The following is a 22111-nucleotide window of genomic DNA, read 5'->3' on the forward strand; positions in this document are numbered from 1 at the left end:
GTGCCTTCTGTCGGAATGTGAACTCTCGGTAGGTTGCGCAGGCACGGCGACAACCTCCGTCTCCACATGTACGGGAGAAGACGCCGGACGCGCCGTGCACCGGTCTGCGGACAGACCGATCCACACACAACGAACTAGCAGACTACCGACCCGATGCCGCCTGGTCAAAACAGCAAGGGGCACGCGGGATTGGAACGCCTCATTTGAACGTTCATCAAATCCATACCCATTAGCCTCTTCTTCCCCATGGCGCGGATCTCTATATTTGACTGCGGTATGTGGCAGACCCCTTACAAAAAACACACCTTCCGTGGCCCCCTGCGGGGGACTCAGATGGGTCTGCTGGCGTGCGCGGTGGCCATCCTGCTCACCGGCGTCGTGATCGGCAGAATGAGCGCCAGATCGAGCGCGCTCGAAGACGTCTATCTGCGCGAGACGGAGCCGTCTCCGTCGCTGAGCGTGAACGCGGCGGGCGCGGTGCCGCGCGAGCGGCCCACTCTCGACCACGTGCTGCACACCACGACTCCGACCGCCCCCCGGGAGGAGCCGCAGCGCCGCCCCCGGAAGGAGAAGCCGCCCTCCAACCTGATCGACGGCTACGGCAGCGGCTCGCGGCACACCGTCATCACACCCGGAAACGACGGCGGCGGCGGCGACGCGTACGACGCCGACTCGATGCAGTACGCCTCGATGGAGGCCGAGGTCGTGCGCCTGGTCAACGCCGAGCGCCGCAAGCACGGCTGCCGGCCCCTGCGCGTGGACCCGCGCCTGGTGGAGTCCGCCCGCGCGCACTCGGACGAGATGGCGTCGAGCAAGCTGTTCCGGCACAGCTCTCCCGGCGGCGCCTCCCCCTGGGAGCGCATGGGCGCGGCGGGCTACTCCGACGGCGGGGCCGAGACGATCGCCAGGGGCTACCAGACCGCCGAGGCGGTCGTACGCGGCTGGATGGCCGGGCGCAGCGACCGCTCCACGCTGCTCGACTGCCGCCTGGTCGCGACGGGGGTCGGCGTGAGCACGGGCGAGGGCGGTCCGTGGTGGACCGAGGACTTCGGGTATTCCTGACCCTTCCTCATCTGTCCAGATCGCCGACTAATCTCAGCGCCATGGGTTACCCCGGCGACCAGCAACCACCTCCGCCGCATCATCCCCCGGATCCCCGCAGGCGAGACCTGCCGCCGTACTCCGGCGGGGACGACGCGCCCCTCGCCGGCCGTCGCGACGCGCCCCCTTACGGCGGGGGGCAGCCGCCATACCAGCGCGAGCCGTCGCCGTATGCCCGCGAGCAGTCTCCATACGAGCGCGAGCGGTCGCCGTACGCACGTGAGCAGGCGCCTTACCAGGGCCATCCGCAGCAGGGCCATCCGCAGCAGGCGTACCAGCAACAGGGGTACCAGCAGCAGCCCGAGCAGCCGCCGTACGCCGGGGCCTACGAGCAGGAGGGCCCCCAGCGTGCGGAGGAGCTCGCGTCCGGGCCGTACGCGGCGCCGACCGGGCCGTACGCGTCTTCCACCGACCCGTACGCGTCCCCCTCGGGCGCGTACGCGGCCTCCTCGGGCGGTCAGGCGGGCGGCGCGGACACGGACGCGCGGCGGCAGCGGGCGGCGTCGCGGATGCCTCCGCCGCCGGAGCCGGTGTGGGATCCGGACGCGAAGGGCCCATGGTGGCGTCGCCCCTGGGCGCTCGGCCTCGCCCTGCTGCTCATGATCGGGGCGTTGTTCACCGGTCTGTGGTACGCCGCGCGCAACGAGAAGCCGCCGGTCGCCGCCCCGACGCCCACCGTCCGCCCCACGAAACCGCTCGTCTCCGAGGGACCCCCCGGCAAGTTCGGCTACACCGCCTCACGGACGACCGACAAAACCCCGCTGTCGCTCCGGGAACTGTTCGCGAAGGGCAAATTCGTCAAGAACAAGCGTTCATACGTCCGCACGGCGTACCGCAAGGAGAAAAAATGTGCGGACGGCGTCACGGGCGACAAAATCACCAAGGCGCTCAAGGCGGGCGCATGCACGCAGCTGCTGCGGGCGAGCTTCGCCGACTCCAAGGGCGTGGTCATCGGCACCGTGGGCGTCGCCAACCTCAAGACGTCCGCCACGGCGAAGAAGGTCGCCTCGGCCGGAGGCGGCGGCGAGCGCAAGGACTACCTCAAGCCGCTGCCGGGCAAGGACGAGGCCACCAAGCACCTCGGCACCGGCGAGGCGTACGCGGGCGGCTGGACCCACGGCCACTACGCGGTGCTGCTCTGGTTCCAGTTCAAGGATGGCCACAAGCCGGCCAAGAACGAGCTGAAACGGCTCTACCAGGCAGCGGTGGACGTCACCGACGCGACTGTTTTCCCTGCCCTCGACACTCGTTCGCTGAACGGTGGCCCCAGCTGAGGCCAGGCGTTCGCTGAGGTGAAGGCCGGTGGGCGAGCTGGGGCGGCACGGACCGAAACGCCCATAGGGGCACGCCGATCGCGCCCGCGCCGTTACGCTTCCGGCTATGCGTGGCAAGGATTCCGGTTCCGGGCACGAGCACGAAACGGCGCGGGCCCGCCCCGAGGCGGACGCCGAAGGCTCGGCGACATCTCCGACGCCACCTCCGAGCTTCGGGCAGACCCCGCCGCCCAGGTTCGGTCAGCCCGCGGCGGACGACGGCACGGCCTGGGCCCCGGACGCCGTGGGTGCGGCGGACCGGACGACGGAAGTGTCCTACCCGACCAGGTTCGGGCTACCCGGCGGTCTCGGGGCGCCGCAATCGTCTGACGACGACCCGGAGAGCACGAACAGGTTCAGGGCCGTCCCAGCGTACGGCCCGCCGCCCGCCGCCCCCGGAAACGCCGCTGTGCCCGGCGATGCCGGAACGCCGGGCGGCCACGGAGTGTCGGGAGACGCCGGAACGCCCGGGAGCGAGGGCATGCCGGGTGGCTACGGGGTCTCCGGGAGCGCCGGAACGCCCGGGAGCGAGAACCTGCCGGGGAACGCGGGAGTTTCGGGGGACACCGGGGTGTCAGGCGACGCCGGGAACCTTCCCGTGCCGCGCCGCCCCGGCGACGAGGCCCTCGCCCTGCCCGCACCCGGTGAGCCGCACTCCGGAGCCGATCAAGGAGCCGATCACCGCGCCGGCCAGGGAGCCGACCAGGGTGTCGGCTACGGCGCCGCTGACGGTGCCGGCTATGGCGCCGTTCCTCCGCAGCCCGCTTATGGCGCCGGCACGCCCACCTGGCAGCAGCCTGAAGGCCAGGGCATCCACGCGTGGCAGCAGCCCGGTCCCGGCGAGCCGCAGCAGCCCGGCCAGGGCGCCCAGGGACACCCCGGGTATGGCCCGCCTGCCTGGCAGCCCCCGGCTCCGGCCACGTCCCCGTGGCAGCCTCCGGCCGACCCGAACGCCGCCAACCCGCAGCCACCCGCGCTCGGCCCCGGCGGACCCTCCTGGCAACCCGAGAACCAGGGCAACCCGTGGCAGCCACCGGCCGACCCCAACGCCGCGCAGTGGGACCACCAGCACCCGCAGCACGCACAGGGCCCGGACGCCGCGTCCTGGCAGCCCGCGCAGCCGTCCTGGCAACCCGCACCGGGCGCGGGCGGCCCGGCGTACCCGCAGCTTCCCCCGCCTCCGGGCCCGCAGCAGCCCGCCCACGGCCCCGGGGCGCACTCCTGGCAGCCGCCCGCAGATGGGGCGAACCCTGCGGCGTGGCAGCCGCCCATGGAGGGGCCCAACCCGGCGTGGCAGGCGCAGGCCGATCCGGGAGCGCAGCCGTGGCCTCCGCACGGCCCCGGAACACCGGCCTGGCAGCCGGCCCCGCCGGGCCCGATCCCGCCTCCGCCTGGTTCGGCCCCGCAGTCGTGGCAGCAGGAGCCGCCCTCCGCGGGAGCCCCGCAGATGTGGCCCGCCCCCGTCGGCGATCCCGGCACGCAGCCTGGTCCCCAACCCGGTCCCCAGCCCGGCATGCAGCCTGGCGGCGTCACCTCCTGGCCTTACTCGGGCAACGAGTCGCAGTGGCCGCAGGGCCCCGCCCCGGCCGGGACGGGTGACACCGGCCCCGCCCCGTGGCAGGCCCCGCCGGGTGGCGCACCGGCCGGTCCCGGTGCCTTCGGCGCGTCCCCCTCGCCGTACGACGAGGGATCTCACGGCGGGGCGTGGCAGGGCCCGGCCGGGCCTCCCGCCTGGCAGCAGCCCGGCGGCCCTCCTCCGGCACCGGGGTCGTACGGGCCGGATCAGCAGAACACTGGCGGACCCTGGGCCGCCCAGCCCGGCGTGCCGACGTTCCCGGAGTGGGGACCCGCCCCGGGGCAGCCGTCCGGCGGGGACGGCTGGCATCAGGCTCCCGCTCCCCACCAGGGGTATCCGCCCGCCGCCCCGCCGCAGTCCGGGCCCGAGTACGCACCCCAGCACGGGCCCCAGCACGGGCCGCAGTATGGGCCCCAATACGGGCAGCAGTACGCGCCGCAGCCCGCCCCGGAGTTCGCCCCGTATCCGGAGGCGTACGGGCAGGGAGCCGTGCCCCCGGAGGCGGTCCGTCCCGGGGAGCCCGGAGACGTGCCCGTGTGGCCGCCACGGCTGCCGGGCGAGCCGTACCCGCAGGGCGAGCTGCCCGCGGGCACCTCCTGGCCGCCGACGCACGCCTACCAGGAGGAGCCCGCCATAGTGCAGGCGTCCGAGGGCGCGTCCGGCGACGGTGCGGGCACGAGCGAGCCGGGCGACGCACCTGGCGACGCGCTCGCTCCCACCGGCACGCCCGACCAGTCCACAGCGTCCGACCAGTCCAGGGCGTCCGGCCAGACCACGGCATCTCACCAGACCACGGCATCCCACCAGACCACCGTGCCCGACCTGCCCACCCCGTCCGGCCGCCACAGCGCTCCCGAGCACACCACCGCACCCGACCACGCCATCGCACCCGACCGAACCACCGGGCCGGATCCCTCCGCCGCGGCAGAGCACACAGGATCACCCGCGGACCCGGCACGCCCTGCCGACATGCAGGCCGACACGCAGGCCGACGGCGGCTCGTCCGCCGAAGGACCAGGACAGTCCGCACGGGGCGGCTCGGGGCAGGACGCTCCCGCGGACGCGTCGTATCCCCCCGCGCAGCATCACGCGGCACCGGATCACGCAGCACCGGATCACGCAGCACCGAATCACGCGGCACCGAATCACGCAGCACCGAATCATGCGGCATCGGATCACACGGCGCCGATCGCCGGGCCGCCCGCGGCCTTCGGGGCCGAGATCGCCGCCGCGGTGACCCCCATCGAGGGGTTGCCGCTGCCCGGCACACCGCACGAACCCGGCCATGCCCTCGTGCCCTCCGGACAGACCGCTCCGATCACCGAACCGCAGCACCCGGCCCACGACACGACGACACAGCCGCTGCCCGCACCGCAGCCCGAGGAACCGTTCCCAGCACCCACACAGACATCGATCGCGCCTGGTCAGGCGCAGGACAGCGCACCGTACGGGACACCACTGGGGAGACAGGACGAGACACAGGGTCAGACCGCGTCTCAGTCACCGTCCCCGTCGCCGTCCGCGACGTCCCCCTCGGATGTCCCGCCATCCGCCGTGCCCTCGGGCGCGGCGCCATCCGACACGCCGCCCCCGGGTCCGTCCGCGAGCGATGGCACCGACGGGGCGGACTCCCCCGACCCCAGTTCAGGACAGATGGCGACAACCTCTCCCACGACCGGTTCGCCCTCGCAGCCGACCGGTGAGACCCCGTTCGCGTTCACGCCGGTGACCCCGGCCAAGGCGGGCAAGCCGACGCCTCCACCCGGATTCGGGCCCGACCCCTCCACCCCCGGCGGCTCCGAGGGCAACCTCCCGGCACGGCTGGGCACCGCCGGCTCTCCCCCGTCCGGCGGGAAGATCAAGCGGATCCTGATGGCCGCCGGCGCAGTGGTCGTCGTGGGGGCGATCGGCACCGCGGCCTACTTCGCCTACTCGGGCGAGCCTGACGGCAGCCAGGCCGCGCCCACGCCGGCCGCCACCACCGCCGCCCCGACCGCCACCGAGGAGCCGACGCCGACTTCCACGGTCTCCTCCACGATCCTCGACTCCGAGCAGACCGACCCCAAGACCCTGAAGCCGACGGAGGCGTTCCCGGACGAGAAGGTGACGCTGGCGGGCCGGACGTACCGCAGGGTCACGATGAACGTGACCGACGACTGCGGGAAGGCGGCGACGGGCGCGTTCGCGCAGGCCCTCGCCGAGCAGCAGTGCCGCAGGGTGCTCCGGGCGACCTTCGTGGACAGCAAGCGCCAGTACGCCGTGACCACGGGCATCGCCGTGCTGCCGGGCAAGACCGAGGCCCTCGCCGTCGACCAGGCCAAGGATCTCAACGCGAACGTCTGGTTCCGCGGCCTCGACGGCGACAAGAAGAGCCGGGCGGACAAGGTGTCGATCTCCGGCGGCTACGCCGCGGGCATGGTGTGGGGGCGCTACATCGTGTTCAGCTACGCCACCTACACCGACGGGCACACCCCGGACGCGAACGACAAGAACCTCGGGCCGATCAGCGGCGCCTTCCGCGACCACATGGCGAAGGTGATCGAGAAGCGCGCCTCACGCTGACGATCCCGGCGCGCGGCCTCCGCGAGAGGCCGCGCGCCGCCACAGCCCCGATCTGGCGCGGCGTCAGGTGCTCAGGGTGCGCACGCGGCGGGTTGCGGCGGCCCGGCGTGCCAGCTCCTCCGGCCCGGGATAGCGCACCTCCTCGAGCGTGAGACCGTGCGCGGGCGCGACGTGCACGCCCGAGTCCCGTACGGCTCTCGCCAGCACCTCGGCGGGCCACTCGACGGGCCGCCTGCCCTCCCCCACGGTCAGCAGCGAGCCGACCAGCGCCCGGACCATCGAGTGGCAGAACGCGTCGGCGACCACGGTGGCGAGGAGGATCCCGTCCTCGCCCCTGACCCAGTCGAGCCGCTGCAGTTCGCGGATGGTGGTGGCGCCCTCACGCTTGCGGCAGAAGGCGGCGAAGTCGTGCTCGCCCAGCAGACGGGCGGCCGCCGCGTTGAGCAGGTCCACGTCGAGCGGCCGGGCGTACCACAGCACCTCGCGCCGCCGCAGCGGGTCCACCCCGCCCGGGGCGTCGCAGACGCGATAGCCGTACCGGCGCGAGAGCGCGGAGAACCGGGCGTCGAAGCCCTCGGGCGCCACGCTGACGGCGTGCACCCGCACGTCGAGGGGCAGCACACCGGCCAGCCGCCTCGTCAGCGCAGCGAGCCACTCAGCGCCGCGCTCCTCCCATGCCCGTTCCGGATCCTCGGGGGCGGGGGCACGCCCGGACGAGGCAGCGGCCAGCGCCGCGAGCGGGACGTCGACGTGCGCCACCTGCCCCCTCGCGTGGACGCCCGCGTCGGTGCGGCCCGCGACGGTGAGCGACGGCGGGGTCTCCAGCCGCAGGACACGGCCCAGCGCGTCCTCGATCTCCCCCTGCACGGTCCGCCGCCCCGGCTGGCGCGCCCAGCCGGAGAAGTCCGTGCCGTCGTAGCCCAGGTCCAGTCTCAGCCGCAGTTCTCGCTCCACGCCATCCCTCGTGCGGTGCCTCGGAGAAACGAAGAGCGGGCCCAGCATCCCCCGGAAGGGAAACTGAGCCCGCTCACAGAGCCTGGGATCAGGCCTCGTCCTTCTTGTCGCCCTCCGCCGGAGCGGCCTCGGCGGTGGTGCTCTCGGCGGCCTCGTCCTGCGCCGCCGGCGTCTCCTCGGCCTCGGCGGCGGCCGGAGCGGCCGGCGCGGCCTCGGCGGCCGGAGCCGTACGGGAGACCCTGACCGGGTTCAGCTGCTCGGTGACCAGCTCGATGACCGCCATCGGAGCGGCGTCGCCCTTACGCGGGCCGAGCTTGGTGATCCGGGTGTAGCCACCGGGACGCTCGGCGTACGTCGGGGCGATCTCGGTGAAGAGGTGGTGGACGACGCCCTTGTCGCGGACGACCGTCAGCACCTGGCGACGGTTGTGGATGTCGCCCTTCTTCGCCTTGGTGATCAGCTTCTCCGCGAGCGGGCGGAGACGCCTGGCCTTGGCCTCGGTGGTGGTGATCCGGCCGTTCTGGAACAGCGCCGTGGCGAGGTTCGCCAGGATCAGCCGCTCGTGGGACGGGCTGCCACCGAGACGGGCGCCCTTGGTGGGCTTGGGCATTTCATGCTCCTCATGGATAACCCGCTCCGGCCGTGTCAGGTACCGGGGTCGGGCCGACCGGCGTACCGGTCGTGACTTGTCATCGCCGTCTCATGCCGCCCTGGACGGGCGGCACGAGACGGTGGTGCCGCTGCGCGGAGACGGATCAGTACTGCTCGGTCTCGATGAACCCGCCGTCCTCGTCGTCGTACCCGCCGCCGGCGACGGCGGAGGGGTCGAACCCGGGCGGGGAGTCCTTGAGAGCCAGGCCCATCTCGTGCAGCTTCTGCTTGACCTCTTCGATCGACTTGGCGCCGAAGTTGCGGATGTCCAGCAGGTCCTGCTCGCTGCGGGCGACGAGCTCACCCACGGTGTGGATGCCCTCGCGCTTGAGGCAGTTGTACGAACGGACGGTGAGGTTGAGCTCCTCGATCGGCAGCGCCAGGTCGGCCGCGAGAGCCGCGTCCGTCGGCGACGGGCCGATGTCGATGCCCTCGGCCTCGACGTTGAGCTCACGGGCCAGGCCGAACAGCTCGACCAGGGTCTTGCCGGCCGAGGCCACCGCGTCGCGGGGCTTCATGGACGGCTTGGTCTCGACGTCGAGGATCAGGCGGTCGAAGTCCGTGCGCTGCTCGACACGGGTGGCCTCGACCTTGTAGGTGACCTTGAGGACCGGAGAGTAGATCGAGTCGATCGGAATCCGGCCGATCTCCTGGCCAGGCTGCTTGTTCTGGGCGGCGGAGACGTAGCCGCGGCCGCGCTCGACGGTCAGCTCCATCTCCAGCTTCGCCTTGCCGTTCAGCGTGGCGATGTGCAGGTCGGGGTTGTGCACCTCGACACCGGCCGGAGGCGCGATGTCGGCGGCGGTGACCTCACCCGGGCCCTGCTTGCGCAGGTACATCACCACGGGCTCGTCGTGCTCGGACGAGACGACCAGCGACTTGAGGTTCAGGATGATGTCGGTGACGTCTTCCTTGACCCCGGGCACGGTCGAGAACTCGTGGAGCACGCCCTCGATGCGGATGCTGGTGACCGCCGCCCCCGGGATGGAGGACAGCAGCGTGCGCCGCAGCGAGTTGCCGATGGTGTAGCCGAAGCCCGGCTCGAGCGGCTCGATGATGAACCTGGACCGGTGCTCCTCGAGCGACTCCTCCTGGAGGCTCGGGCGCTGTGCGATGAGCATCAGGATCTCCTGGATCCGGGACGGCCCCGCCACGCTGGACGGGAGGTCCCTGGGTTACGGCGACGCCCGCTATTTGACGCCGCTCGCCTACAACCATGATGCCGTACGGCCGGGAGTGTACCGGCCGTACGGCGTCATGAAGTGCCGGGGCTCTACTACTTGGAGTAGAGCTCGACGATCAGCTGCTCCTGGACCAGCGTGTCGATCTGCTGGCGGACCGGGAGCTGGTGCACGAGGATGCGCATGTTCTCGGCTGAGACGCCCAGCCAGGCCGGGACGGTCTTGTCGCCGGCGGTCGCGCGGGCCACCTCGTACGGAAGCAGGTTGCGCGACTTCTCGCGGACCTCGATGATGTCGTGCTCGCGCACGCGGTACGACGGGATGTCGACCTTCTTGCCGTTCACGAGGAAGTGGCCGTGGCGCACCTGCTGGCGGGCCGCGTCACGCGACTCGGCGAAACCGGCGCGGTAGACCACGTTGTCGAGACGGCTCTCCAGGATCTGGAGCAGGTTCTCACCCGTCTTGCCCGCCTTGCGGTTGGCTTCCTCGTAGTAGTTGTGGAACTGCTTCTCGAGGACGCCGTAGATGCGGCGGGTCTTCTGCTTCTCACGGAGCTGGAGCTGGTACTCCGACTCCTTCGGACGGCCGCGGCCGTGCTCACCCGGCGGGTACGGGCGGATCTCGATGGGGCACTTGGCGGACTCGCACTTCTTGCCCTTGAGGAAGAGCTTGGTCTTCTCACGGCGGCAGAGCTTGCAGTCCGGACCCGTGTAACGAGCCATTTCTCTCTACTCTCCTGAGCTCAGACGCGACGGCGCTTGGGCGGACGGCAGCCGTTGTGCGGGACCGGGGTCACGTCCTGGATGGACCCGACCTCAAGACCGGTCGCCTGCAGCGAACGGATCGCGGTCTCACGGCCGGAGCCGGGACCCTTGACGAAGACGTCGACCTTGCGCATGCCGTGCTCCATGGCGCGGCGGGCGGCGTTCTCGGCAGCCATCTGCGCGGCGAACGGGGTGGACTTACGGGAGCCCTTGAACCCGACGTGGCCGGCGCTGGCCCAGGAGATCACGTTCCCGTTCGGGTCGGTGATCGAAACGATCGTGTTGTTGAACGTGCTCTTGATGTGGGCGTGCCCGTGAGCGACGTTCTTCTTCTCCTTGCGGCGCACCTTCTTCGGTGCGCCCTGGCGGCTCTTCGGCGGCATTGAAGCGCTAACTCCTGGAAATGTGGCTGCTAAGGACTACTTCTTGCCCGGCTTCTTCTTGCCGGCGACGGTCTTCTTCTTACCCTTGCGGGTGCGCGCGTTCGTCTGCGTCCGCTGACCGTGGACAGGCAGCCCCTTGCGGTGCCGGATGCCCTGGTAGCAGCCGATCTCGATCTTGCGTCGGATGTCGGCCTGAATCTCGCGGCGGAGGTCACCCTCGATCTTGTAGTTCGCCTCGATGTAGTCACGCATCGGGACGAGCTCGGCGTCCGTGAGCTGGTGGACGCGCAGGTCGGGGCTGATGCCGGTCGCGTCAAGGATCTCCTTGGCGCGGGTGCGGCCGATTCCGAAAATGTAGGTGAGAGCGATCTCCAGCCGCTTGTCGCGGGGGAGGTCGACGCCAACCAGGCGGGCCATGGTCGGGCATTCTCCTTCAGTGTGGCGGAGGTCTTGCGCCACACTTCCCCTCCCATGCCCGGGCGAGGGCCCCGGCCTCCGACCGGGGGTCTCCCGCGTGGTACGGACTCCTCGCGGAGGCCGCCTGCGCGGGTGTGTGACGCGATTTCGTTGTCCTGGCCCGCACGCGGTCGAGACCGCCACGGGGGCGGACTCAGCAGGGGCCTGGTGGCGACGTACTGAGAGCTGGGCTCAGCCCTGGCGCTGCTTGTGGCGCAGGTTGTCGCAGATCACCATGACGCGACCGTGCCGGCGAATCACCTTGCACTTGTCGCAGATCTTCTTGACGCTCGGCTTGACCTTCATAGTCCTTATTCGTTCCGCATACGGCCCGTCCCCGCTGGCGGGGGGGCTACTTGTACCGGTAGACGATCCGTCCGCGACTCAGGTCGTAGGGGCTGAGCTCCACGACCACCCGGTCGTCGGGCAGGATCCTGATGTAGTGCATCCGCATCCGCCCGCTGATGTGGGCCAGGACCTTGTGACCGTTGTCGAGCTGCACCCGGAACATGGCGTTCGGAAGCGACTCAATAACAGTGCCCTCAATCTCGATGGCGCCGTCTTTCTTGGCCATGGCCCTCGCGTTTCACAGTTCGGATCGTCAGAGGCTTCGGAACACTAAGCAGCCGCGACCTTCGGGCGCTTCCAGAGAGCGGCGACCAGCCAGGCCGCCTAGGCGCAAAGGTCATAGTGAACCGACAAAGGAGTGTACGACAACCCGGGCCGAATTGCGAAACGACGGCAGGGGTCCCGACACAACCAGATCACAGAGTACCCCCCGTGGGGGTGTCCGGCCAGCGCGCCGCCTGCCGATTCCGATGTGGGCTTTCTGGGGAGGCCGCCGCACCCGCCCGCCCGGCACCGCCGAAATGCCGCCGCGCGCGGGTGCGGCCCGAGCACCGCGGGGGCACGGCCCGAGCGGGCCGTACGTCGCGACACCGGACGTCTACCCGCCCCAGACTCCCGCGACGGCGGTACCCCGGTAAAGAACGCTCAGGCGCCGCCTCGGGACCGTCCGCCCGCGTCGGAAATCGTCTTGAGGAGGAGGATGACGCCCCACGGGCCCATGACCCACATCGGCCACGGAGGGATGAAATGCCCCGAAGCGACGGTGGCGATGAGCCAGATCATCCAGCTGATGGCGCTCGCGCCCGCCCAGGCGGTCCACGCGCTCCTCAGGCTGCCCTGCGCCTTTCCGGGCTGGGCGACCTGGGCCCGTTGCGCGGGCTCGGTCGCGGCGGGCATCCGGTGCAGGTCGATCTCCGGCAGATCGGAGGTGAGCCGGGCCAGTTCCCCGTACGTGCGGCTCTGGTAGACCGCCTCAAGCCGCTCGTTGAACTCGTCGATGGTGAGCCTGCCCTCGGCCACGTGCTCACGCAATGCCGCGGCGACCCGGTCACGGTCGCCGTCGGAGGCCCGCATCTCCGGCATTGCCGCCATCTACCATCTCCCGGTCCGTCGAGCGATAAGACCATTATTGTTCAAGCGACGCCGAAATGGGCGTTCCCATTCGGGAGGCGGTTCAGGAGGCGCTTTCTCCCGCGTCCGCGGCGACGCCGGGGAAACGGGAGGCCCCGCCGTCGAGCGCCGTGAGAACAAGGGGGCCGTTCTCCGTCACCGCGACGCTGTGCTCGAAGTGCGCCGAGGCCTTGCCGTCGAGCGTCACGACCGTCCAGTCGTCGGCCAGCACCTTGGTGCGGTCGGTGCCGAGGTTCACCATCGGCTCGATCGCGAAGCACATACCGACCTCGAAGCGGGGGCCGCGCCCCGGCTTGCCGTGGTTGGCCACCCAGGGGTCCATGTGCATCTCGGTGCCGATGCCGTGCCCGCCGTACTCCTGGGGGATGCCGTAGCGGCCCTGAGAACGCACGTACTTCTCGATCTGGTGGCCGATGTCGGACAGGTGCCCGCCGACCCGCAGGGCGGCGATGCCGCGCCACATGGCCTCCTCGGTCACCCGCATGAGCTCGGTCAGCTTGGGGTCGACCTCACCGATGCCGACGGTGATCGCCGAGTCGCCGTGCCACCCGTCGAGGATCGCGCCGCAGTCGATCGAGATGATGTCGCCCTCGCGGAACGGACGCCGGTCTGTGGGGATGCCGTGGACGACCTCGTCGTTCACGGAGGCGCAGATCGTGGCGGGAAAGCCCTGGTAGCCCTTGAACGACGGGATCGCGCCCTCGCCCCGGATGGCCTTCTCGGCGATGGCGTCGAGGTCGAGCGGCGTCATCCCGGGCTCGACCGACTTCCGGAGCAGCTCCAGCGTGCGCGCGACGACCAGGCCGGCCGCACGCATCTTCTCCAGTTGCTCGGCGCTCTTGATTTGAATTCCGTGCCGGTTCTTCTTGAACACGTGACGCACCCCCTCCCGAAATTGTCCCATATAAGCCTGAACGCCACCCCATGTACTGGAGTGGCGTTCCCGGCCGCGGTAATGAATCAGTCGGCGAACCGCCGCAGCGCCGACATCGCCCGCTGAGTGATCTCCTCGACCGGCCCGGTCGCGTCGACCCCCTGCAGGATCCCCTCGTCGGCGTAGAACGCGATCAGCGGCTGCGTCTGCTCCTGGTAGACCTCCAGGCGCCGCCTGATGGTCTCCTCACGGTCGTCGTCCCGCTGGAAGAGCTCCCCGCCGCAGGCGTCGCAGACGCCCTCCACGGCGGGCGGGTCGAACACGACATGCCACACCTTGCCGCAGGAACGGCACGTACGGCGGCCCGCGAGGCGCCGGACGACCTCGTCGTCCTCGACGACCAGGTTGAGGACCACGTCGAGCGCCGTGCCGAACTCGGCCAGCATCTTCTTGAGGACCTCGGCCTGGGGCACGTTGCGAGGGAAGCCGTCCAGGAGGAAGCCCTCCTGCGCGTCGTCCTCCGACAGCCGGTCGCGGACCATGGCCACGGTCACCTCGTCGGGGACGAGGTCGCCGCGGTCCATGTACTCCTTGGCGAGCTTGCCGAGCTCCGTGCCGCCGGAGACGTTGGCACGGAAGATGTCGCCTGTCGAGATTTTCGGGATCGACAGGTGCGAAGCGATGAACTGGGCCTGCGTCCCCTTACCCGCTCCGGGGGGCCCAACCAGGACGACGCGCACTATCTCAGGAAGCCCTCGTAGTTGCGCTGCTGAAGCTGGCTCTCGATCTGCTTGACCGTGTCCAGACCAACACCAACCATGATCAGAATGCTGGTCCCTCCGAACGGGAAGTTCTGGCTCGCTCCGGCCACCGCCAGCGCGATGATCGGGATGAGCGAGATCACACCCAGATACGGAGCGCCTGCGGCCGTGAGCCTGTTGAGCACGTAGCTCAGGTACTCAGCGGTCGGCCGGCCCGGACGGATGCCCGGGATGAACCCACCGTACTTCTTCATGTTGTCAGCCACTTCAGGGGGGTTGAAAGTGATGGACACGTAGAAGTACGTGAAGAAGACGATCAGCAGGAAGAACGTGGCCATGTAGACCGGGTGGTCGCCCCTGATCATGTTCTGGGCCAGCCACTCGATGACCGCGTTGGGCTTCTGGCTGTTGCCGAACAGCGTCACCAGAAGCTGCGGCAGATAGAGCAGCGACGAGGCGAAGATGACCGGGATGATGCCGGCCTGGTTCACCTTGAGCGGGATGTAGGTCGAGGTGCCGCCGTACATGCGACGGCCGACCATCCGCTTGGCGTACTGGACCGGGATCCGGCGCTGCGCCTGCTCGATGAACACGACGACGCCGATCATCACGATGCCGACGATCATCACGATGACGAACTTGAACGGGCTCTGCCGGAAGATGTTCACGAGCTCCGACGGGAACACCGCGATGACCTGAGTGAAGATCAGGATCGACATGCCGTTGCCCACGCCGCGGTCGGTCACCAGCTCGCCCAGCCACATGATCACGGCGGTGCCGGCGGTCATCGTGATGACCATGGTGATCAGCGGGAAGACGTCCTGGCTGAGCAGGATCTCCTGGTTGCAGTTCTGGAAGAGCTGCCCGCTGCGGGCCAGGGCGACGAACGCGGTGGACTGCAGCACCGCCAGCCCGATGGTCAGGTAACGGGTGTACTGCGTGATCTTCGCCGTGCCCGCCTGGCCCTCCTTCTTGAGGGCCTCCAGCCGCGGGATCACCACCGTCAACAGCTGCAGGATGATGCTCGCGGTGATGTACGGCATGATGCCGAGCGCGAACACTGAAAGTTTCAACAGGGCGCCGCCGCTGAAGAGCTGCACCATCCCGTAGATGTTGGCAGCGTCTCCCGCCTGGGCCTGCTCCAGACACAGGGCCACGTTCTGGGCGTTGACCCCCGGAGTGGGAAGCACCGAGCCAAGCCGGAACAGCACGATGATGCCCAGTGTGAAGAGCAGCTTCTTGCGCAGGTCAGGCGTCCGGAACGCCCGGGTAATCGCGGTCAGCACGGTCCCTCCTGCGCGCCAGTGACGCGGTAACGGTCGGCGATGGCCCGCAAGGCGTCCATCGACATGTCTTCCTGCCAGAGTGCTTGGTCGAACACGGGGGGACCCCCGTGCCAGGCGAACTCTAACGCACTACGGGCGCGGAGGCTCATAGTGAACCTCCGCGCCTCGCAGCACGTGATGCCTACAGCTCGGAAACCGAGCCGCCGGCCGCGGCGATCTTCTCCTTCGCGCTGGCGGAGAAGGCGTGCGCCTGCACGTTCAGCGCCACGGAGATCTCGCCGGTGCCCAGCACCTTGACGGGCTGGTTCTTGCGGACCGCACCCTTGGCCACCAGGTCGTCGAGCGTGACGTCGCCGCCCTGGGGGAACAGCTCCCCGAGCCTGTCCAGGTTGACGACCTGGTAGGTCGTCTTGAACAGGGCGTTGGAGAAGCCCTTCAGCTTCGGCAGCCGCCGCTGGAGCGGGACCTGGCCACCCTCGAAGCCCGGCATGACAGCCGTACGGGCCCGGGTGCCCTTGGTGCCACGGCCGGCCGTCTTGCCCTTGGAGCCCTCGCCACGGCCCTTGCGGGTCTTGGCCTTGTTGGCGCCGGGGGCCGGACGGAGGTCGTGGATCTTGAGCGGAGCGTTCTCGGTCATGACTAGTCGACCTCCTCAACCTCGACGAGGTGCGACACCTTGGCGACCATGCCCCGGATCTCCGGGCGGTCCTCCTTGACGACGACGTCGCCGATTCGCTTCAGACCCAGCGAACGCAGCGAGTCACGCTGGTTCTGCTGGCCACCGATCTTGGACCGGGTCTGGGTGATCTTCAGACGAGCCATCACTAGCTCACCGCCTTCGCGGCCGCGGCCGCCTCGGCCAGACCCTCGGCACGAGCCTTCAGCATCGCCTTGGGAGCGACGTCCTCGATCGGCAGGCCACGGCGGGCGGCGATCTCCTCGGGCCGGCTGAGGCCCTTCAGAGCCGCCACGGTGGCGTGCACGATGTTGATCGGGTTGTCCGAGCCGAGTGACTTGGACAGCACGTCGTGGATCCCGGCGCACTCCAGGACCGCGCGGACCGGGCCACCCGCGATGACGCCCGTACCGGGCGAGGCCGGACGCAGGAGGACGACGCCGGCGGCGTCCTCGCCCTGCACCGGGTGCGGGATGGTGCCCTGGATGCGCGGAACCTTGAAGAAGTGCTTCTTGGCCTCCTCGACACCCTTGGCGATCGCCGCGGGCACCTCCTTGGCCTTGCCGTAGCCGACCCCGACGAGACCGTTGCCGTCGCCGACGATGACCAGCGCGGTGAAGCTGAAGCGCCGGCCGCCCTGGACGACCTTGGCCACTCGGTTGATCTTTACGACGCGCTCGATGTACGAGACGCCCTTGTCTGCGGCGCCACCGCGGCGGTCCTCACGACGGTCACGCCGCTCGCCACCGCCGCCGGCACCGCGACGCGGAGCTGCAGCCATCAGTGGTTCCTCTTCTCGTTGCTCTTTGGACGGGTCGTCGGTCGCGACCCACGGACCGGAGTCATCAGAACTCCAGCCCGCCTTCACGGGCGCTGTCCGCGAGAGCGGCGATCCGCCCCGCGTAGCGGTTGCCACCGCGGTCGAACACGACAGCGGTGATCCCGGCGGTCTTGGCCCGCTGAGCGAGAAGCTCGCCGACCTTCTTCGCCTTCTCGGTCTTGTCACCCTCGGCGTTGCGCAGCGAGACGTCCATGGTGGACGCGCTCACCAGCGTGTGGCCCTGAGTGTCGTCGACGATCTGCACGAACAGGTGACGGGTCGACCGGTTGACGACCAGGCGCGGACGCTCGGCCGTGCCGAAGACGTTCTTGCGGACACGGCGGTGCCGGCGAGCCCGGGAGACCGTGCGGGCGGCCGTGTGCTTGCCGAACGCAGTCTTTCCAGCCATGCCTACTTACCAGCCTTTCCGACCTTGCGGCGGACAACCTCGCCCTGGTAGCGCACGCCCTTGCCCTTGTACGGGTCCGGCTTGCGCAGCTTCCTGATGTTGGCGGCGACCTCGCCGACCCGCTGCTTGTCGATGCCGTCCACGTGGAACAGGGTCGGCCTCTCGACACGGAAGCTGACGCCCTCGGGGGCCTTGACGATCACCGGGTGGCTGAAGCCCAGAGAGAACTCCAGCTCCGTCGGACCCTTGGCCTGGACGCGGTAACCGACGCCGACGATCTCGAGCGTCTTCGTGTAGCCCTGCGTGACACCCGCCACCATGTTGGCGATGAGCGTGCGGGACAGGCCGTGCAGCGCACGAACCTTGTTCTCGTCGTTCGGGCGCGTGACGGTGATGGTGCCGTCCTCGCCGCGCGAGACCTCGATGGGCTCGGCGACCGTGTGAGTGAGCGTGCCCTTGGGCCCCTTGACCTGGACTTCCCGGCCGTCGATCGTGATGTCGACACCCGCCGGTACGGGGATGGGCAGCCGTCCGATTCGCGACATGCTGAGTGCCTCCCCTCGTTACCAGACGTAGGCGAGGACTTCCCCGCCCACTCCACGCTTGCTCGCCTGCCGGTCCGTCATCAGACCGCCGGACGTCGAGATGATCGCGACGCCCAGACCGCCCAGAACGCGGGGCAGGTTGTCCTTCTTTGCATAGACCCGCAGACCGGGCTTCGACACCCGGCGCAGGCCCGCGATGGCGCGCTCGCGGCTGGGGCCGAACTTCAGCTCCATCACGAGGTTCTTGCCAACCTTGGCGTCCTCGACGCTCCAGCCCTGGATGTAGCCCTCCTGCTGGAGGATCTCCGCGATGTGTGCCTTGATCTTGGAGTAAGGCATGCTCACGGTGTCGTGATAGGCCGAGTTCGCGTTACGCAGACGAGTCAACATGTCTGCGATCGGGTCGGTCATCGTCATGGCCGGTGGCCTTCCTCACCGCGGTTTCCCCGATGGGACCTTCGGTGTGGTCGTGGGCGCTGCGACCAGCGCCCGGTTGATATGACTTCTTTACGGCTGGCCCGCGGAGGGCTTACCAGCTCGACTTGGTGATGCCGGGCAGCTCGCCCCGGTGCGCCATCTCGCGGAAGCACACGCGGCACAGCCCGAACTTGCGGTAGACAGCGCGGGGACGCCCGCAGCGGGAGCACCGAGTGTACGCCCGGACCTCGAACTTCTGCTTGCGCGCTGCCTTGACCTTCAGCGACGTCTTCGCCATGATCAGGCCTCCTTGAAGGGGAAACCGAGGAGCTTCAGCAGCGCCCGGCCCTGCTCGTCGTTCTTCGCGGTGGTCACGACCGTGATGTCCATGCCCCGCTGCCGGTCCACCTTGTCCTGGTCCACCTCGTGGAACATGACCTGCTCGGTGAGGCCGAAGGTGTAGTTGCCGTTGCCGTCGAACTGCTTCGGCGACAGACCACGGAAGTCCCGGATACGCGGCAGCGCCAGCGACAGCAGACGGTCGAGGAACTCCCACATGCGGTCGCCGCGCAGCGTCACGTGCGCGCCGATCGGCATGCCCTCACGCAGCTTGAACTGCGCGATGGACTTGCGGGCGCGGGCGACGGCCGGCTTCTGGCCGGTGATCGCGGTCAGGTCGCGAACGGCGCCCTCGATGAGCTTCGAGTCGCGGGCGGCCTCGCCGACACCCATGTTCACCTTGATCTTGGTGATCGTGGGCACCTGCATGATGTTCTCGATGCCGAACTCCTCGCGCAGCTTCGCGATGATCTCCTCGCGGTAGCGCTGCTTGAGGCGCGGAACGATGCGCTCTTCAGTCGTGGCGGTCATCAGCTGTCCTCACCCGTCGCCTCGGCGTCGCCCTTCGCGGCGGCCTTCTTCTCGGGCTTCTTCTCGTCATCCTTGAGCTTCTTCACGTTGCTCACGTGGATGGGAGCCTCCATGGTCTGCACGCCGCCTTCCTTGGCGCCGCGCGGTCCCTGGTTGGTGACCTTGGAGTGCTTCTTGATCATGTTGACGCCCTCGACCACCACGCGCTCCTCGCGCGGGTAGGCGGCGATGATCCGGCCCTTGGCGCCCTTGTCCTTGCCGGCGATGACCTGGACGAGGTCGCCCTTCTTCACGTGCAGCTTCGGCATCACAGCACCTCCGGCGCGAGCGAGATGATGCGCATGAACTTCTTGTCGCGCAGTTCACGGCCGACGGGGCCGAAGATGCGGGTGCCCCGAGGGTCGCCGCTGTCCCTGATGATGACCGCGGCGTTCTCGTCGAAGCGGATGTAGGAGCCGTCGGGGCGGCGGCGCTCCTTCACGGTGCGCACCACGACAGCCTTGACAACGTCGCCTTTCTTAACGCCCCCGCCGGGAATAGCGTCCTTCACCGTGCCAACGATGACGTCGCCGATTCCCGCGTAGCGCCGACCCGAGCCGCCGAGAACGCGGATGCACAGAATCTCCTTGGCACCCGTGTTGTCGGCGACCTTGAGCCGCGACTCCTGCTGGATCACGTCTACTCCTGTTTGTCGTGCCGGTTCTCACCCTCGCGGTGAGCCTGGCCGAACCTGATGTGGTCTTTTTCCCTCGGCGACAGCCGTACGACCGCCGCCGCGGGCGGACGGGACCGATGCCCGGCCCCGCCCCTTGGACGCCATCATGGGGGGCGGTCTCCCACCCCCCACGAGGCGCGTCTGTGGTGTGTTACTTGGCCTTCTCGAGGATCTCGACGACCCGCCACCGCTTGGTGGCCGAGAGCGGCCGGGTCTCCATCAGGAGGACGCGGTCGCCGACGCCGCAGGCGTTCTGCTCGTCGTGGGCCTTGTACTTCGTCGTACGGCGGATGACCTTGCCGTACAGCGGGTGCTTGACGCGGTCCTCGACGGCGACGACGACGGTCTTGTCCATCTTGTCGCTGACGACCAGGCCCTCGCGGGTCTTGCGGTAGTTCCGCGCCGTCTCCGCGGTCGTCTCAGTGGTAGGGGTCTCGGTTGCTTCAGACATCGCTCGGCTCCTTCTCGACCGTGACGATTCCGAGCTCGCGCTCGCGCATCACGGTGTAGATGCGGGCGATCTCGCGGCGGACGGCGCGCAGCCGCCCGTGGCTCTCCAGCTGACCCGTCGCCGCCTGGAAGCGGAGGTTGAACAGCTCCTCCTTGGCTTCCTTCAGCTTCTGGACCAGCACCTCCTGGTCCTCGACACGCAGCTCCGCGGCGGTCAGACCCTTAGCCATCACGCCTCACCCACTTCACGCTTGACGAAACGGCACTTCATGGGGAGCTTGTGCATCGCGCGCCGCATGGCCTCGCGGGCCACGGGCTCGGCGACACCGGACAGCTCGAACATGACACGGCCGGGCTTGACATTGGCGATCCACCACTCCGGAGAACCCTTACCGGAACCCATGCGGGTCTCGGCCGGCTTCTTCGTCAGGGGACGGTCCGGGAAGATGTTGATCCACACCTTGCCGCCACGGCGGATGTGCCGGGTCATGGCGATACGCGCGGCCTCGATCTGGCGGTTGGTCACGTAGGAGTGCTCAAGCGCCTGAATGCCGAACTCGCCGAAGACGACCCGGGTGCCGCCCTTGGCGGCTCCGCTGCGGTCGGGCCGGTGCTGCTTGCGGTGCTTGACCCTGCGCGGGATCAGCATGGTCAGCTCCCTTCAGCACCCGGCTGCTCCGCCGGGCCGGTCTCGGGGGCGGCCTGCGCGGCCGCCTCAGTCCTGGGTGCACGGTCGCCGCGGCCTGCGCCGCCACGACGGGGACGGTCGCCGCCACGACGCGGACGGTCGCCCGCGCCACCGCGACGGTCGTCGCGCTCACGACGCTGGCTCGCACGGGCGCCGGCCGCGGCCGCCTCCCGCTCGGAGCGGCTGGTCGGGGCCTCGCCCTTGTAGATCCACACCTTCACGCCGATGCGGCCGAAGGTGGTGCGGGCCTCGTAGAAGCCGAAGTCGACGTCCGCACGGAGCGTGTGCAGGGGCACGCGGCCCTCGCGGTAGAACTCCGAGCGCGACATCTCGGCGCCGCCCAGACGGCCGGAGCACTGGACACGGATGCCCTTGGCCCCGCTCTTCATGGCGGACTGCATGGCCTTGCGCATGGCCCGGCGGAACGAGACGCGGCTGGAGAGCTGCTCGGCCACGCCCTGCGCGACGAGCTGCGCGTCGATCTCGGGGTTCTTCACCTCGAGGATGTTCAGCTGGACCTGCTTCTTGGTCAGCTTCTCCAGGTCGCCGCGGATGCGGTCGGCCTCGGCGCCGCGACGGCCGATGACGATGCCCGGCCGGGCGGTGTGGATGTCGACCTGGACGCGGTCGGTCGTGCGCTCGATCTCGACCTTGGAGATGCCGGCCCGCTCCATGCCCTTCTGCAGCATGCGACGGATCGCCACGTCCTCGGCGACGTACGACTTGTACAGCTTGTCGGCGTACCACCGGCTCTTGAAGTCGGTCGTGATGCCGAGGCGGAACCCGTGCGGGTTAACCTTCTGGCCCACTAGCGGGTCCTTCCCTTCGGCTCGCGGGACTCCACGATCACAGTGATGTGGCTGGTCCGCTTGTTGATCCGATAGGCACGACCCTGGGCACGCGGGCGGAAGCGCTTGAGCGTCGGGCCCTCGTCGACCCACGCCCGGCTCACGAAGAGCGTGTCCCGGTCGAGCTTGAAGTTGTGCTCAGCGTTCGCGATCGCGCTCGAGAGCACCTTGTAGACGGTCTCGCTCGCCGCCTGGGGAGCGAACTGCAGCACGGCCTGCGCCTCCGAAGCGGGCAGCCCGCGAATGAGGTCCACCACGCGGCGGGCCTTCCGGGGCGTGTGGCGCGCGTACCGCGCCTGTGCCCTGGCTTCCATCGCTTTCTCCTCTAACTG

At 69.5% G+C, this 22111-nt stretch carries 30 protein-coding genes; 3 read left to right on the forward strand and 27 right to left on the reverse strand.

Annotated features, from left to right (window positions below; all coding sequences use genetic code 11):
• The first annotated feature begins 333 nt into the window (after nt 1-333).
• From HCK04_RS09035 to HCK04_RS09045, 3 genes are all read left to right on the forward strand, one after another.
• Nucleotides 334-1062, forward strand: a complete 729-nt coding sequence (locus HCK04_RS09035) for a CAP domain-containing protein (protein ID WP_168065753.1) — start codon at nt 334-336, stop codon at nt 1060-1062.
• 41 nt (nt 1063-1103) lie between these two features.
• Complete coding sequence (locus tag HCK04_RS09040; RefSeq protein WP_142646713.1) at nt 1104-2375, forward strand: hypothetical protein; 1272 nt, start codon at nt 1104-1106, stop codon at nt 2373-2375.
• A gap of 520 nt (nt 2376-2895) precedes the next feature.
• Nucleotides 2896-6552, forward strand: coding sequence for a hypothetical protein (locus HCK04_RS09045; protein WP_168065756.1), 3657 nt, complete (start codon nt 2896-2898; stop codon nt 6550-6552).
• Between the two features lie 63 nt (nt 6553-6615).
• Here HCK04_RS09045 and truA read toward each other — a convergent pair whose 3' ends face one another.
• From truA to rplV, 27 genes are all read right to left on the reverse strand, one after another.
• The gene (gene truA / locus HCK04_RS09050) at nt 6616-7506 is read right to left on the reverse strand and encodes a tRNA pseudouridine(38-40) synthase TruA (protein WP_260617171.1); all 891 of its coding nucleotides are present in this window, start codon (nt 7504-7506) and stop codon (nt 6616-6618) included.
• Between the two features lie 88 nt (nt 7507-7594).
• The gene (gene rplQ / locus HCK04_RS09055; RefSeq protein WP_142646716.1) at nt 7595-8116 is read right to left on the reverse strand and encodes a 50S ribosomal protein L17; all 522 of its coding nucleotides are present in this window, start codon (nt 8114-8116) and stop codon (nt 7595-7597) included.
• 145 nt (nt 8117-8261) lie between these two features.
• Nucleotides 8262-9278, reverse strand: a complete 1017-nt coding sequence (locus HCK04_RS09060) for a DNA-directed RNA polymerase subunit alpha (protein ID WP_030508347.1) — start codon at nt 9276-9278, stop codon at nt 8262-8264.
• Between the two features lie 155 nt (nt 9279-9433).
• Nucleotides 9434-10060, reverse strand: a complete 627-nt coding sequence (gene rpsD, locus HCK04_RS09065) for a 30S ribosomal protein S4 (protein WP_142563118.1) — start codon at nt 10058-10060, stop codon at nt 9434-9436.
• 20 nt (nt 10061-10080) lie between these two features.
• Nucleotides 10081-10485 carry a 30S ribosomal protein S11 gene (gene rpsK, locus HCK04_RS09070; RefSeq protein ID WP_020542285.1) on the reverse strand — a complete coding sequence of 135 codons (405 nt, stop codon included), beginning with the start codon at nt 10483-10485 and terminating at the stop codon, nt 10081-10083.
• Between the two features lie 36 nt (nt 10486-10521).
• On the reverse strand, nt 10522-10902 hold the full coding sequence (gene rpsM, locus HCK04_RS09075; RefSeq protein WP_079319852.1) for a 30S ribosomal protein S13: 381 nt from the start codon (nt 10900-10902) through the stop codon (nt 10522-10524).
• Between the two features lie 231 nt (nt 10903-11133).
• Nucleotides 11134-11247 carry a 50S ribosomal protein L36 gene (gene rpmJ / locus HCK04_RS09080; RefSeq protein ID WP_003956441.1) on the reverse strand — a complete coding sequence of 38 codons (114 nt, stop codon included), beginning with the start codon at nt 11245-11247 and terminating at the stop codon, nt 11134-11136.
• 46 nt (nt 11248-11293) lie between these two features.
• On the reverse strand, nt 11294-11515 hold the full coding sequence (gene infA, locus HCK04_RS09085) for a translation initiation factor IF-1 (protein ID WP_030508344.1): 222 nt from the start codon (nt 11513-11515) through the stop codon (nt 11294-11296).
• A gap of 419 nt (nt 11516-11934) precedes the next feature.
• Complete coding sequence (locus tag HCK04_RS09090) at nt 11935-12381, reverse strand: DUF1707 domain-containing protein (RefSeq protein WP_142646717.1); 447 nt, start codon at nt 12379-12381, stop codon at nt 11935-11937.
• Between the two features lie 82 nt (nt 12382-12463).
• Nucleotides 12464-13294 (reverse strand): type I methionyl aminopeptidase, encoded by an 831-nt coding sequence (map, locus tag HCK04_RS09095; RefSeq protein WP_142646718.1) that lies wholly within the window; start codon nt 13292-13294, stop codon nt 12464-12466.
• An 86-nt stretch (nt 13295-13380) separates the two neighbouring features.
• Entirely contained in the window at nt 13381-14034 is a 654-nt protein-coding gene (locus tag HCK04_RS09100; protein WP_142646719.1) for an adenylate kinase, read from the reverse strand.
• Complete coding sequence (gene secY / locus HCK04_RS09105; protein ID WP_142646720.1) at nt 14034-15341, reverse strand: preprotein translocase subunit SecY; 1308 nt, start codon at nt 15339-15341, stop codon at nt 14034-14036. Before secY ends, HCK04_RS09100 begins: the two co-directional genes overlap by 1 nt.
• 181 nt (nt 15342-15522) lie before the next feature.
• On the reverse strand, nt 15523-15978 hold the full coding sequence (rplO, locus tag HCK04_RS09110; RefSeq protein WP_139573656.1) for a 50S ribosomal protein L15: 456 nt from the start codon (nt 15976-15978) through the stop codon (nt 15523-15525).
• A gap of 2 nt (nt 15979-15980) precedes the next feature.
• On the reverse strand, nt 15981-16163 hold the full coding sequence (gene rpmD / locus HCK04_RS09115) for a 50S ribosomal protein L30 (RefSeq protein WP_079319858.1): 183 nt from the start codon (nt 16161-16163) through the stop codon (nt 15981-15983).
• 2 nt (nt 16164-16165) lie between these two features.
• On the reverse strand, nt 16166-16798 hold the full coding sequence (gene rpsE, locus HCK04_RS09120; protein ID WP_079319859.1) for a 30S ribosomal protein S5: 633 nt from the start codon (nt 16796-16798) through the stop codon (nt 16166-16168).
• A 64-nt stretch (nt 16799-16862) separates the two neighbouring features.
• On the reverse strand, nt 16863-17246 hold the full coding sequence (gene rplR / locus HCK04_RS09125) for a 50S ribosomal protein L18 (protein ID WP_142646721.1): 384 nt from the start codon (nt 17244-17246) through the stop codon (nt 16863-16865).
• A gap of 2 nt (nt 17247-17248) precedes the next feature.
• Nucleotides 17249-17791, reverse strand: a complete 543-nt coding sequence (gene rplF / locus HCK04_RS09130; RefSeq protein WP_142646722.1) for a 50S ribosomal protein L6 — start codon at nt 17789-17791, stop codon at nt 17249-17251.
• A gap of 18 nt (nt 17792-17809) precedes the next feature.
• Nucleotides 17810-18208: a 30S ribosomal protein S8 gene (gene rpsH, locus HCK04_RS09135; protein WP_030508333.1), complete on the reverse strand. Its 399-nt coding sequence runs from the start codon at nt 18206-18208 to the stop codon at nt 17810-17812.
• Nucleotides 18209-18320: 112 nt separating this feature from the next.
• A complete protein-coding gene (locus HCK04_RS09140; RefSeq protein ID WP_030451489.1) occupies nt 18321-18506 on the reverse strand; it encodes a type Z 30S ribosomal protein S14 in 186 nt (61 codons plus the stop codon).
• Nucleotides 18507-18508: 2 nt separating this feature from the next.
• On the reverse strand, nt 18509-19078 hold the full coding sequence (gene rplE / locus HCK04_RS09145) for a 50S ribosomal protein L5 (RefSeq protein WP_142646723.1): 570 nt from the start codon (nt 19076-19078) through the stop codon (nt 18509-18511).
• Nucleotides 19078-19377 (reverse strand): 50S ribosomal protein L24, encoded by a 300-nt coding sequence (gene rplX, locus HCK04_RS09150; protein WP_205830048.1) that lies wholly within the window; start codon nt 19375-19377, stop codon nt 19078-19080. Before rplX ends, rplE begins: the two co-directional genes overlap by 1 nt.
• Nucleotides 19378-19385: 8 nt before the next feature.
• Nucleotides 19386-19754 carry a 50S ribosomal protein L14 gene (rplN, locus tag HCK04_RS09155; RefSeq protein ID WP_142646725.1) on the reverse strand — a complete coding sequence of 123 codons (369 nt, stop codon included), beginning with the start codon at nt 19752-19754 and terminating at the stop codon, nt 19386-19388.
• 190 nt (nt 19755-19944) lie between these two features.
• Nucleotides 19945-20244, reverse strand: coding sequence for a 30S ribosomal protein S17 (gene rpsQ / locus HCK04_RS09160; protein ID WP_142646726.1), 300 nt, complete (start codon nt 20242-20244; stop codon nt 19945-19947).
• Entirely contained in the window at nt 20237-20473 is a 237-nt protein-coding gene (gene rpmC / locus HCK04_RS09165; protein WP_079319874.1) for a 50S ribosomal protein L29, read from the reverse strand. The genes rpsQ and rpmC overlap by 8 nt, the downstream gene beginning before the upstream one ends.
• The gene (gene rplP, locus HCK04_RS09170) at nt 20473-20892 is read right to left on the reverse strand and encodes a 50S ribosomal protein L16 (RefSeq protein ID WP_030508327.1); all 420 of its coding nucleotides are present in this window, start codon (nt 20890-20892) and stop codon (nt 20473-20475) included. Before rplP ends, rpmC begins: the two co-directional genes overlap by 1 nt.
• A 2-nt stretch (nt 20893-20894) precedes the next feature.
• Nucleotides 20895-21740: a 30S ribosomal protein S3 gene (gene rpsC / locus HCK04_RS09175; RefSeq protein ID WP_142646727.1), complete on the reverse strand. Its 846-nt coding sequence runs from the start codon at nt 21738-21740 to the stop codon at nt 20895-20897.
• A complete protein-coding gene (gene rplV, locus HCK04_RS09180; protein ID WP_079319864.1) occupies nt 21740-22093 on the reverse strand; it encodes a 50S ribosomal protein L22 in 354 nt (117 codons plus the stop codon). Before rplV ends, rpsC begins: the two co-directional genes overlap by 1 nt.
• Nucleotides 22094-22111 lie beyond the last annotated feature (18 nt).

Origin of the sequence: Microbispora sp. CL1-1, from assembly GCF_012034195.1 — a bacterium.
GTDB lineage: Bacteria > Actinomycetota > Actinomycetes > Streptosporangiales > Streptosporangiaceae > Microbispora.